The sequence below is a fragment of the Streptomyces capillispiralis genome (assembly GCF_007829875.1).
GTDB classification, from domain to species: domain Bacteria; phylum Actinomycetota; class Actinomycetes; order Streptomycetales; family Streptomycetaceae; genus Streptomyces; species Streptomyces capillispiralis.
Map to the genome: position 1 here is coordinate 6,369,936 of NZ_VIWV01000001.1, position 12,491 is coordinate 6,382,426.

Genomic DNA, 12,491 nt, shown 5'->3' on the forward strand with positions numbered 1-12,491 from the left:
CCGCCGTCAGCGGGGCTCGGGACCGGCTTGCTCGCTCCCTGGCTCCGGCTGGGAGGTCACGGCCGCGTACTCCGGGTGGTTCATGTCGAACGCCGGCGACTCCGAGCGGATCCGGGGCAGCGTCGTGAAGTTGTGCCGGGGCGGGGGGCACGAGGTGGCCCACTCCAGGGAGCGGCCGAAGCCCCACGGGTCGTCGACCTCGACCTTCTCGCCGTACTTGGCGGTCTTCCAGACGTTGTAGAGGAACGGCAGCGTGGAGAGGCCGAGCAGGAAGGCGCCGATGGTCGAGAGGGTGTTGAGCGCGGTGAAGCCGTCCGCCGCCAGGTAGTCGGAGTAACGGCGCGGCATGCCCTCGGCGCCCAGCCAGTGCTGCACCAGGAACGTGGTGTGGAAGCCGACGAAGAGGGTCCAGAACTGGATCTTGCCCAGCCGTTCGTCGAGCATCTTCCCGGTGAACTTGGGCCACCAGAAGTAGAACCCGGCGAAGGTCGCGAAGACGACGGTGCCGAAGACGACGTAGTGGAAGTGGGCGACGACGAAGTACGAGTCCGTGACGTGGAAGTCCAGCGGCGGCGACGCGAGCAGCACCCCGGTCAGCCCGCCGAACAGGAACGACACCAGGAACCCGGTCGCCCACAGCATCGGCGTCTCGAAGGACAGCGAGCCCTTGATCATGGTGCCGGTCCAGTTGAAGAACTTCACGCCCGTCGGCACCGCGATCAGGAAGCTCATGAAGGAGAAGAACGGCAGCAGCACCGCACCGGTGGCGAACATGTGGTGCGCCCACACCACGACCGACAGGCCCGTGATGGCCATGGTGGCGCCCACCAGCGTCAGATAGCCGAACAGCGGCTTGCGGCTGAAGACCGGGATGATCTCGGTGACGATGCCGAAGAACGGCAGCGCGATGATGTAGACCTCGGGATGGCCGAAGAACCAGAACAGGTGCTGCCACAGCAGCGCCCCGCCGTTCGCCGCCTCGAAGACGTGCGAGCCGAACCGCCGGTCCGACTCCAGCACCAGCAGCGCCGCCGCCAGCACCGGGAACGCCATCAGGATCAGGATCGACGTGAACAGCGTGTTCCAGACGAACAGCGGCATCCGGAACATCGTCATCCCCGGGGCGCGCATCCCGACGATGGTGGCGATGAAGTTGACCGCGCCGAGGATGGTGCCGAAGCCGGACAGCGCCAGCCCCATGATCCACAGGTCGGGGCCGAGGCCCGGCGAGAAGTGCTCGCTGTTCAGCGGCGCGTACGCGAACCAGCCGTAGGCGGCCGGCCCCCCGGTCACCACCAGCGAGCCGAGCACGATCAGACCGCCGAACAGGAACAGCCAGTACGAGAACATGTTCAGCCGGGGGAAGGCCACGTCGGGCGCGCCGATCTGCAGCGGCATCAGCTCGTTGGCGAACCCGGCGAAGCTGGGCGTCGCGAACAGCAGCAGCATGATCGTGCCGTGCAGCGTGAACATCTGGTTGTACTGCTGGTTGTCGATGAGCTGAAGTCCCGGCCGGGCCAGCTCGGCCCGCATCAGCAGCGCCATCACGCCCGCGATCAGGAAGAACACGAACGACGTGACCAGGTAGAGGTGGCCGATCCTCTTGTGGTCGGTGGTGGTCAGCCAGTCGATCACCACCCGCCCGCCCCGCTGCCGGCGCGCCGGCCGTGCCGCCGCGTGAACGGTCTGCGTCCCCATCGCTCGCCCCTTCGCTCATCGCGCGCCGGGCCCGCCGGAGCCCGTGCCACCTGTACCCCGGGCTCCTGCCATGATGCTCGCCCGCCCGCGCCGTCCGACAGGGAGGCGCGGCGGTCGTGTGACGGAAACGAGGAAATTCTGTGTGCATCCGCTTCCGTGATCATGCCTGGCGACGAAGGGGGAATAGGGCCCGGGGAGCCTTTCCGGCACTTTCCGCCGGGATTTATCGCGGCCGTGGTGTGACACGCGGGAATTCCGTTCGATTGCTGCGGAAGGCGTACCGAACCGCCCGTACGAGTGATGGCCGCCGTCATGACGTCTGTCGTGATCCTGTGACAGAAGTGTGACTGCGGAGGGATCCGGGCCGGTGTTCCCGGCGCGGACTTCCGCGATCAGGGGCCAGGGCATAGCGTGACGGTATGGCACCCATTCCGACACCCTCCGCGGAACCCCACGACACCCCGGACTCCTATGTAGGCCTCGCCGCGGACCGGGCGGAGCGCCTCGCGCGCGAGCGCGGCTGGTCCACGGTGCGGGCACTGCCGCCGGGCGCGATCATCACCATGGAGTACCGCTCGGGGCGGCTGAACTTCGAGGTGAGGGACGGTCGCGTGGCGCGGGCCTGGAAGGGCTGACACGCGGCGACGGCGACGGCCCCGGTTCCCTGACGGAACCGGGGCCGTGCCCTGTCTGCCGGACGCTCCGCGCCGTCCGTCTCAGGGACGGGTCGCGGGTGTCGTGCCGCGCGGGTGACGCTCCGAGTGCGGCGGACGGCGACTGCCCGCCGGGGTGACCGGGGAGCGCTCCGCGCGGGTGGTGTGCGGGCCGGGCGCCAGATAGGCGGGCGACCGGGTGGCCGGACGGCCCGCGTGGAGCGGCTCGGGAGCCGGGTCAGGACGGTCGGTGAGCGGCTTGAGCGGGACGGGCCGCCCGACCGGGCCCGCCGCCGGTGCCCTCCCGCTCCAGCGCGCCCGCAACCGGTCGCGCAGGGCGAGGATCCGGGTCTCGGCGCGCGCGATCAGCGGCTCGAACCAGGGCAGCGCGAGCAGGATCAGCAGGCCGGCGACCCAGCCCAGGATCACGTCGCTCAGCCAGTGGGTCCCGATGTAGACGGTGGACAGCCCCACGCCGAGCGAGGTCACCGCGGAGAGCGCGGACAGCCAGCGGCGGGCTCTCGGGGTGGAGGCCAGATAGGCCAGGATTCCCCAGGTCACCACGGCGTTGGCGGTGTGGCCGCTGGGAAATATATCGCCGCCGAGCCACATCTCGTTCGAGCCGATCTCGGTCGCGTAGTGCGGCCCCAGGCGCCCCATGCCGTACTTGGCGGCACCCACGGTGACGTTGAGCAGCAGCAGGGAGACGCCGAGGGCGAGCAGCGGGCGCAGGGTGTGCTGCCGCCAGGAGCGCCAGCCCAGCCAGGCCGCGACCATCACGGCGGTCGGTCCGCGCTGGCCGAGGACCACGTAGTAGTCGACGAAGGCGTGGATCTCGGACCACTGCTGGTAGGGGCGGAAGAACATCACCTGCCAGTCCAGCCGGACCAGCCAGGAGGTGATCAGCACGGCCCACACGATCGCCAGGTAGAAGGCCAGGGCGGCGCCGAAAAGCACCACCCGGTGCCGGCTCATCCGCGGCACGCCGATGTGAGCCGGTCGTTCCGGCTCACGATCCAGCCTCGCGAACACCCGGTCCAGACGGGTGGGCTTCCGTTCGGTACGCACCCAATCGACGTTACAGCGAGTGAGCGCGGAACCCCCTCCAATCAGCGTCTTTGTGATGACGATGTGATGTGGCATTCCTCTCAGGAGGCTGTTTATCCGCAGCGAATCCGCAATCCCCGGCGCTACCGGCCTTCAATTCCTTTGATCATTCAGGGTGACGGTTTTATCGCGCTTTTGAATTTGTTCACCCGGGCCTGGTGCGGAATTTCCCCGGTGCTCATCGGCCGTCCGGGCGGCTCAGGGCGGCCCCGAGCCGTTCAGCCAGAACGCGCCGTACACCGCCGAGGCGACCGCGACCGGCCCCAGCACCAGCGCCGACCTGGGCGTACGCAGCCGGGCCAGGGCCAGGGCGAGGGGCAGCAGCAGGGGGAACGCGGGCATCAGCAGACGCGGCTTCGAGCCGAAGTAGCTCGACGCGCACAGGGCGAGCGCGGTGACGACACCGGCGTACACCAGCAGGGGGAGCGGCTGGCGCTGCCGTACGCAGACCACGTACAGCCACATCAGGAGGCCGACTCCGAGGAGCAGTCCGAGCCCCGCCGGGACGGACGGGAGCGACGTGAACTTCCCGGCGACGAAGCGGGCGAAGGCGTATCCCCCGTCGAACCCGTTGCGCCATCCGGCCTGGACGTCGAGGTACCCCAGCGGACCGCTGCCGGTCCGGTGCCCGACCCACAGAACGTAACCGGCGGTCCCCAGGGGCGCGAGGAGCATGCCGAGCGCCCGGCGCACGCGGACACCGGGGGCGCGCGGACCGCGCCGGGCTCCGTCCGGTGTGCGGACGCGCCGGGCCGTCGCGGAAGGACCGGCGCGTTCGCCGGCCCGCGCGCCGTCCGCCGGTCCCGCGCTCCGTTGCCGCACGAAGGAGGGGCGGCGCGGCACGCTCTCCGCGCCTTCGGCGGAGCGGTCGCGCAGGAACGCTGCGGTCCCCGCCGCCCACACCGCCGCGACCACCGCCAGCCCCACCGGCCGGGTCAGTCCCGCCAGTCCCGCCAGGACCCCGGCCGTCACCCAGCGGCCCGTCAGCACCGCGTACAGCGACCAGGCGGCGAGCGCGGTGAACAGCGACTCGCTGTACGCCATCGACTGCACGACGCCCACCGGCAGCACCGCCCACAGCAGCACCGCGCACACCCCGGCCCGGCGCCCGTACACATGGTCGGCCACCGCGAAGATCCCCCAGGCCGCGGCGAGCGAGGCGAGCAGGGAGACGACGAACCCCCCGTCGGCGGGGGACAGCGGCGACACCGCCGCCACCAGCCGCTCCAGCCAGGGGAGCAGGGGGAAGAACGCCAGGTTGGAGTGCACGTCGCCGTTGGGCAGCCGCACCTCGTAGCCGTACCCCAGCTCCGCGACCCGGGTGTACCACAGGGCGTCCCAGCGGGCGGTCAGCAAGGTGTACGCGTCCTTGCCGCGCGCCTCGCTCCACAGGGCCAGGACGACCAGGCCCAGGGCACGCACGGCGGCGTACCCGAGGAGCGCCGGTGCGGCCCGGCGCAGTGCCCCGGGGCGGACCGGTGCGGCGCGCGTCTCGAGAACGTTCACGGGCCCGATTATCGACCGGGCGTGGAACCGCACCGTCCGGCGGAACGCGCGCACCCGGGCGAGGAGTGGTGTACGCCACATCGATCTCCCGGACGTGTGAGACACCCGCCACTCGACCCCGGCCCCCACTCGCGTACGCTGACGTGTCACTCGCCGTTCGTTGCACGGGCCGGAGACCACCGCTCCCCTCCGGCCGAGCCACGGGGGAGCCCCCGCCCCTGTGCGCCCGCCGATCGCGAGGGAACATCTGGGAGGTACGTACATGTCCGGGACGACCACGGCCGCCGCACTGCGCCGTCGGGCGGCCGGGGCCGGTGCCAACCGCTGGGTGGTACTCGTCGTCCTCTGCGCCAGCCTGCTGCTGGTCGCCGTCGACGCCACCGTCCTGCACGTGGCGGTCCCCGCCGTCACGGAGGACCTCAGGCCCGGCGGGGTGGAGCTGCTCTGGATCGTCGACGCCTACCCCTTGGTCTGCGCCTCGCTGCTGATCCTGTTCGGCACCCTGGGCGACCGGGTCGGCCGCAGACGCGTCCTGCTGCTGGGCTACGCCCTGTTCGGCGTCGCGTCCGGGACGGCCGCCCTCGCGGACAGCGCCCAGGTGCTGATCGCGGCCCGGGCACTGCTCGGCGTCGGCGGCGCGATGATCATGCCCGCGACGCTGTCGATCCTGCGCCAGGTCTTCCCCGACCGGCGCGAACGGGCGCTCGCCATCGGCATCTGGAGCGCGGTCGCCGCGGTGGGCGCGGCCGTCGGACCACTGCTCGGCGGCTTCCTGCTGGAGCACTTCTGGTGGGGCTCGGTCTTCCTGGTCAACATCCCGCTGATGCTGGTCAGCCTCCCGGTCGGGTGGCTGCTGCTGCCGGAGTCGAAGGGCGAGGGCGACGGCCCCTGGGACGTGGTCGGCGCGCTGATGGCCGCCGCCGGACTGTTCGCGGTGGTCCTCGGCGTGAAGCGGCTCGGCGGCGGCGACTCCGTGGGCAGCCCCTGGACCGTGGTGCCGCTGCTCGGCGGCGCCGCGCTGCTGGCCCTCTTCGTGCGCCGGCAGCGGCGCCGCACGCACCCACTGGTCGACCTGCGGATGTTCGCACGGCCGGCGTTCAGCACGTCGGTGGTCTGCATCGTGCTGGCGATGCTCGCCCTGGTGGGCCTGGAGCTGATCGCGGCGCAGTACCTCCAGCTCGTGCTGGGGCTCTCCCCGCTGGAGACCGGACTGCGCCTGCTGCCACTGACCGTCGCGGCGATGGCGGCGGGGCTCGCGGGCGCGCGGATGCTGCGGAGGTTCGGCCCGCGCCGCATGGTCGGCGCCGGCTTCTGCCTGACGGCCGCCGCGGTGGTGTCCCTGACCGCGATGGGCGGACACGACAACTTCCCGCTGCTGCTCACCGGTTTCGTGCTGCTCGGCTTCGGCCTGGAGACCACGCTGTTCGGGGCGTACGAGTCGATGCTCAGCGAGGCGCCGCAGGACCAGGCCGGCGGGGCGGCGGCGATCGGCGAGACCTCCTACCAGCTGGGTGCCGGGATCGGGATCGCGCTGCTCGGCAGCGTCATGAACGCCGCCTACGCTCCCGGCCTCGACGGCGTGCCCGGGGTGCCCGCGCGGGCGTCCGCCGCGGCGGGCCACTCGCTGGGCGAGGCGTACGAGGTGGCGGAACGGCTCGGCGGGCCCGCCGGGGAGGCCCTGCGGCACGCGGCGCGCCACGCCTTCGTGCACGGCCTGCACGTGACCCTGCTGGTGAGCGCGGGCCTGCTGCTGCTCGGCGCGGCGATGGCGCTGCGGCTGCCGCGGGCGATGCAGTGCGAGACGCCGGCCGTGGAGGTGCCCGCGCCGCGCGAGGCCACGCGGCGGCGTGGCTCCGAGCTGAAGGTGTGAGCCGTACCCGGCCGGGCCGGGTGGACGTGCGGGAGACCGCGCCGTAACGTCGCCCCGAGCCGTGACTAGCAGCGCTAGTTAATGTCCCGGAGTTGTCCGGAGAAGCCCCGGAGGGTGCCCCATGTCCGCGTCCGCGAAGTTGCCCCCCTTCGACCCCGCCGACCCGCTCGGCCTCGACGACCTGCTGGAGCCGGAGGACCTGGCGATCCGGGACACGGTGCGCGCCTGGGCCGAGGACCGGGTGCTGCCGTACGTCGCCGACTGGTACGAGAAGGGCGAGCTGCCCGTCATCCGGGAACTGGCGCGGGAACTCGGCGGGATCGGCGCGCTCGGCATGTCCCTCGACGGCTACGGCTGCGCGGGCGCGAGCGCCGTCCAGTACGGGCTCGCGTGCCTGGAGCTGGAGGCGGCCGACTCCGGCATCCGCTCGCTGGTCTCCGTCCAGGGCTCGCTCGCGATGTACGCGATCCACCGGTTCGGCAGCGAGGAGCAGAAGCAGCGCTGGCTGCCCGGCATGGCGGCCGGCGAGATCATCGGCTGCTTCGGGCTGACCGAACCCGACCACGGCTCCGACCCCGCCTCGATGCGCACGTACGCCAAGAAGGACGGCACGGACTGGGTGCTGAACGGGCGCAAGATGTGGATCACCAACGGATCCGTGGCCGGGGTCGCCGTGGTGTGGGCGCGCACCGACGACGGGATCCGCGGTTTCCTGGTGCCGGCCGGCAGCGCGGGCTTCTCCGCCCCCGAGATCAAGCACAAGTGGTCGCTGCGCGCCTCCGTCACCAGCGAGCTGGTCCTCGACGACGTGCGGCTGCCCGCCGACGCGGTGCTGCCGGAGGTGACCGGGCTCAAGGGGCCGCTCAGCTGTCTGTCGCACGCCCGGTACGGGATCGTCTGGGGCGCCATGGGCGCCGCGCGCAGCTCCTTCGAGGCGGCCGTCGGTTACGCGACGTCACGGGAGCAGTTCGGGCGGCCCATCGGCGGGTTCCAGCTGACCCAGGCCAAGCTCGCCGACATGGCGGTCGAACTGCACAAGGGGTTGCTGCTCGCCCACCATCTGGGGCGGCGCATGGATGCCGGCCGCCTGCGTCCCGAGCAGGTCAGCTTCGGCAAGCTCAACAACGTGCGCGAGGCCATCGACATCTGCCGCACGGCGCGGACGATCCTCGGTGCCAACGGGATCTCGCTCGCCTACCCGGTGATGCGGCACGCGACCAATCTGGAATCGGTGCTCACCTACGAGGGCACCGTCGAAATGCACCAGCTCGTGCTGGGCAAGGCGCTCACCGGGCTCGACGCCTTCCGGTGAGCCTCCGCGGAGGCAGGGCCGGTGTGCGGCCCTGCCTCAGCTCTGGTTGAAGAAGCCGTCCGACCGGTGCGCGGCCGGCTCCCCGCTGACCACCTCGGTGTCGGCCGGGCTGAGCAGGAACACCCGGCTGGAGACGCGCTCGATGGAACCGCGCAGACCGAAGATCAGGCCCGCCGCGAAGTCGACGACGCGCTTGGCGTCGGTGGCGTCCATGGCCGTGAGGTTCATGATGACGGGAACACCGTCGCGGAACAGCTCGCCGATGGCGCGGGCGTCCCGGAAACTGTCCGGGGTGACCGTGCCGATCCGGCGGCCCTTCTCCTCGGCGACGTCCGCGGCCACCTTGACCCGCGGGTCGGTGACCCAGGCCTCCCCGGGCTCGGTCCCCTCGGAGTAGTCGTCGTCGTAGTAGCGCTCGTCTTCGTTGTCGTCGACGAGGCCCAGCCAGGCACTCGCCTTGCGTACCGATCCCATGGACGCCTCCTCTCACAGCGGTCCTTCTTGCTTTCCGCATCCCTATGGTCGTCCATGATGCGGAGGGCGCGCCAAGTGGATAGACGCCGCGCGGGGGGTTTGTGACGGTACTGGTGCACAGCGAATCCGTCGAGAGTCCGTGTTTCCCAAGGGTCTTGGTGTAAACGGATGCTGACTGTGAGTGAAATATGATTCTTCCCGGCGTACGGGTGAGGAAGGGTGCGTACGGGTGAACGCGGCGGTCGATACGATGCCGCAGCTCGAACTCGCACAACTGCACGGGGGAACGTCGTGTTCGGAATGGTCAGGCCGTGTCGGCACCGGCTCGGGGAGAAGCTCACGGCCCAGTGGATGGCCCATTTGTGCGGGCTGTGCCTCGCGTTGCGCGGGGGCCACGGGCAGCTCGCCCGCGTCGTCACCAATTACGACGGGCTCCTCGTTTCCGTGCTGACGGAGGCTCAGGCCGGGTCTGGTGACGCGGGACGGCGCACCGCGGGACCCTGCCCGCTGCGCGGCATGCGCACCGCGTCCGTCGCGCACGGCGAGGGCGCCCGGCTCGCGGCGGCCGTCTCCCTCGTCCTCGCCTCCGCCAAGGTGCGCGACCACGTCGCCGACGGGGACGGACTGCTGGCCCGCAGGCCGGTGGCGCTCGCCGCCCGCCGGGTCGCGGCGAGCTGGGACCGGGCCGGGGCGCGGACCGGTTCGGACGTCGGGTTCGACACGGCCGTCCTCCTCGACGCCGTGGACCGGCAGACCGGCATCGAGACCCTCGCCGGGCCCGGCACCCCGATCCTCACCGTCACCGAGCCGACCGAGACCGCGACCGCCGCGGCCTTCGCGCACACCGCCGTGCTCGCCGGACGACCGCGCAACGCCGTCCCCCTCGCGGAGGCGGGACGCCTCTTCGGGCGCCTCGCGCACCTGCTGGACGCCGTGGAGGACAGGGACGCCGACACCGCGTCGGGCGCCTGGAACCCGCTCACCGCCACCGGAACCCCGCTGTCCGAGGCCCGCCGGCTCGCCGACGACGCGGTGCACGGCATCCGGCTCGCGCTGCGGGAGGTGGAGTTCCGCGACGGCGGACTCGCACACCGGCTCCTCGTCCATGAACTGCCCAACTCCGTCCACCGTGCCTTCGGTACGGTCTCCTGTGCCCACGGAACCGGCCCCTACGCACCCCCCGGCACTCCCGGTGGCCCCGGCGCCCCGCCGCCTCCCGAGCCGCCGCGCCGCGACCGGCGCGGGGCGCTGGCCGGCTGCGCCGTGTGGCTGGGGCTCGCCTGCACCTGCCAGTTGTGCTGCGGTACCTACGAGGACCCCTGGAACGGGGAGCGCAAGGAGGGCACCTGTTCCACCTGCGACTGCAGCGGGTGCGGCGACTGCTGCCAGTGCTGTCAGTGCTGCAACTGCGGCGGCGAGGACGGTTGTTGCGACGGCTGCGACTGCGGCTGCGACTGCGGCTGCTGAGCCGGGGGACGAGGACCGCCGGGCGGGCGCCGGATGCCCGAGGACGCGGGTTTCCGGACAGCTCGGGGCCGTTCGACCGGCCGTTGGGCGGGGGTGACCACGGGGGACGCGATCCCGCGCACGGACCAAGTCTCCTACACGGTTCAAAGGGCGACGTCCGAAAGGCACTCTTGCGCCGAACGGTCGGTCGGCCGAATACTCGCCCACAGCGCTTGTCAGGAGCACGCTGTGTTCGGAATCCGGGCACACGGTCCCTGGCTGCGCCTCACCGGGCCCACAACCCCACGAGGGCCCCCTACTTCCTTTGTGGAGGAACGAGAAGTGAGGATCAAGCGCACCACCCCCCGCAGCGGCATCTCGAGACGGACTCGGCTGATCGCCGTATCCACCGGCCTCGTGGCCGCTGCCGCGATCGCGATCCCCAGCGCGAACGCCGCCGACACCCCCGCCACCTTCAGCTCCGCCGAGCTCAAGAGCGTCAGCAGCTCGGTGCTGGAGGCCGACGTCCCGGGCACCGCCTGGGCCGTCGACAGCAAGACCAACCGGGTGCTCCTGACCGTCGACAGCACCGTCTCCCAGGCCGAGATCAACAAGATCAAGCAGCAGGCCGGGGACGACGCGGGCGCGATCACCGTCAAGCGCACCCCGGGCAAGTTCAACAAGCTCATCCAGGGCGGCGACGCCATCTACGCGAGCAGCTGGCGCTGCTCCCTCGGCTTCAACGTCCAGGACAGCAGCGGCGCCCAGTACTTCCTGACCGCCGGTCACTGCACCGACGGCGCCGGCACCTGGTACTCGAACTCCGCCCGCACCACGGCCATCGGTTCGACCGCCGGCTCCAGCTTCCCCGGCAACGACTACGGCATCGTGCGCTACAGCGGGTCCGTCAGCCGTCCCGGCACCGCGAACGGCGTGGACATCACCCGTGCGGCCACCCCGGCCGTGGGCACCACCGTCATCCGTGACGGCTCCACCACCGGCACCCACAGCGGCCGGGTCACCGCCCTCAACGCGACCGTCAACTACGGCGGCGGCGACATCGTCTCGGGTCTCATCCAGACGACCGTCTGCGCCGAGCCCGGCGACTCCGGCGGCTCGCTCTACGGCAGCAACGGCACCGCGTACGGTCTGACCTCCGGCGGCAGCGGCAACTGCAGCTCCGGCGGCACGACCTTCTTCCAGCCGGTGACCGAGGCCCTGAGCGCCTACGGGGTCAGCGTCTACTAGGACCGGCCCGCACCACCGGTCCCACGGGTCCCACCCGCAGCCGGCAGCACGAGGAGCCCCCGCACGCGATCGCCGTGCGGGGGCTCCCCCTCGTGGGCGGCGCGGAGTTACCGTCGAAGGACACACCAGGACGCGCCGGGCGGCACCGGACGCGGGATCACCTGATGCGCCACTTCGGACCCTGGGGGCCGTGATGGTCGAGGAACTGGTGACGGCGGGAGTGACGGCGGCCTCCGCCGGAGCGGTCTATCTGATGGCGGCGGCCCGGGTCGTCAAGCAGTACGAGCGGGGTGTGGTCTTCCGGCTCGGCCGGCTCCGCCCCGCGGTGCGCGGGCCCGGGTTCACCCTGATCGTTCCGTTCGTGGACCGGCTGCGGAAGGTCAACCTGCAGATCGTCACCATGCCGGTGCCGGCCCAGGAGGGCATCACCCGGGACAACGTGACCGTGCGGGTCGACGCGGTGGTGTACTTCAAGGTGGTCGACGCGGCCGACGCCGTGGTGCAGGTGGAGGACTACCGGTTCGCGGTCTCGCAGATGGCGCAGACCTCGCTGCGGTCGATCATCGGCAAGAGCGACCTCGACGACCTGCTCTCCAACCGCGAGAAGCTGAACCAGGGCCTGGAGCTGATGATCGACAGCCCCGCGATGGGGTGGGGCGTGCAGATCGACCGGGTCGAGATCAAGGACGTCTCGCTGCCCGACACGATGAAGCGGTCCATGGCCCGCCAGGCCGAGGCCGACCGCGAGCGCCGGGCCCGCGTCATCAACGCCGACGCCGAGCTCCAGGCGTCGAGGAAGCTGGCCGAGGCCGCCCAGCAGATGGCCGAGACCCCCTCCGCGCTGCAACTGCGCCTGCTCCAGACCATCGTCGCGGTCGCCGCCGAGAAGAACTCCACCCTCGTCCTGCCCTTCCCGGTGGAGCTGCTGCGCTTCCTCGAACGGGCCGCCCAGCCGGCGCCGGCGGCCGCCCAGCAGTCGGTCCCGGCGACCGCGCGGCCGGTGCCGGAAGCGGTGCAGGAGCAACGGCCGTCCGAGGCGGCCCGCATGGATCCGGACCCCGAGGGGTCGATTTTCGGCCACGACCAGATCCGGCGGACCGCACCGCCGGTTACTCCTTCGTAGCGTTTGCAGAGTGAACCTTCCTGCGTGTCCATGACCTGTCAGGACATAGGGGGC

General features: G+C 71.5%; 10 protein-coding genes. 6 read left to right on the forward strand and 4 right to left on the reverse strand.

Features of this window, described 5'->3' with window-relative positions; all coding sequences use genetic code 11:
- Positions 1-6: 6 nt before the first annotated feature.
- Entirely contained in the window at positions 7-1,698 is a 1,692-nt protein-coding gene (ctaD, locus tag FHX78_RS27820) for an aa3-type cytochrome oxidase subunit I (RefSeq protein ID WP_145870146.1), read from the reverse strand.
- Positions 1,699-2,117: 419 nt separating this feature from the next.
- On the opposite strand from ctaD, the gene FHX78_RS27825 reads away from it, so the two are divergent.
- Positions 2,118-2,333, forward strand: coding sequence for an I78 family peptidase inhibitor (locus FHX78_RS27825; RefSeq protein WP_145870147.1), 216 nt, complete (start codon positions 2,118-2,120; stop codon positions 2,331-2,333).
- A gap of 81 nt (positions 2,334-2,414) precedes the next feature.
- Here FHX78_RS27825 and FHX78_RS27830 read toward each other — a convergent pair whose 3' ends face one another.
- Together FHX78_RS27830 and FHX78_RS27835 are read right to left on the reverse strand one after the other, a co-directional pair.
- Complete coding sequence (locus FHX78_RS27830; protein WP_145870148.1) at positions 2,415-3,419, reverse strand: phosphatase PAP2 family protein; 1,005 nt, start codon at positions 3,417-3,419, stop codon at positions 2,415-2,417.
- Positions 3,420-3,656: 237 nt separating this feature from the next.
- Complete coding sequence (locus FHX78_RS27835) at positions 3,657-4,964, reverse strand: glycosyltransferase family 39 protein (protein ID WP_145870149.1); 1,308 nt, start codon at positions 4,962-4,964, stop codon at positions 3,657-3,659.
- Positions 4,965-5,226: 262 nt separating this feature from the next.
- On the opposite strand from FHX78_RS27835, the gene FHX78_RS27840 reads away from it, so the two are divergent.
- Together FHX78_RS27840 and FHX78_RS27845 are read left to right on the forward strand one after the other, a co-directional pair.
- Positions 5,227-6,834 (forward strand): MFS transporter, encoded by a 1,608-nt coding sequence (locus FHX78_RS27840; RefSeq protein WP_145870150.1) that lies wholly within the window; start codon positions 5,227-5,229, stop codon positions 6,832-6,834.
- Positions 6,835-6,955: 121 nt separating this feature from the next.
- On the forward strand, positions 6,956-8,146 hold the full coding sequence (locus tag FHX78_RS27845) for an acyl-CoA dehydrogenase family protein (RefSeq protein ID WP_145870151.1): 1,191 nt from the start codon (positions 6,956-6,958) through the stop codon (positions 8,144-8,146).
- Between the two features lie 36 nt (positions 8,147-8,182).
- On the opposite strand, the gene FHX78_RS27850 is transcribed toward FHX78_RS27845, so the two are convergent.
- Positions 8,183-8,620, reverse strand: a complete 438-nt coding sequence (locus FHX78_RS27850; RefSeq protein WP_145870152.1) for a cell division protein SepF — start codon at positions 8,618-8,620, stop codon at positions 8,183-8,185.
- 291 nt (positions 8,621-8,911) lie between these two features.
- Between FHX78_RS27850 and FHX78_RS27855 the strand changes: the two genes are divergently transcribed.
- From FHX78_RS27855 to FHX78_RS27865, 3 genes are all read left to right on the forward strand, one after another.
- A complete protein-coding gene (locus FHX78_RS27855) occupies positions 8,912-10,087 on the forward strand; it encodes a DUF5685 family protein (RefSeq protein WP_145870153.1) in 1,176 nt (391 codons plus the stop codon).
- Positions 10,088-10,408: 321 nt separating this feature from the next.
- Positions 10,409-11,314, forward strand: a complete 906-nt coding sequence (locus FHX78_RS27860) for a S1 family peptidase (RefSeq protein ID WP_145870154.1) — start codon at positions 10,409-10,411, stop codon at positions 11,312-11,314.
- Between the two features lie 193 nt (positions 11,315-11,507).
- Entirely contained in the window at positions 11,508-12,437 is a 930-nt protein-coding gene (locus FHX78_RS27865; protein WP_145872184.1) for a slipin family protein, read from the forward strand.
- The last annotated feature ends 54 nt before the right edge of the window (positions 12,438-12,491 follow it).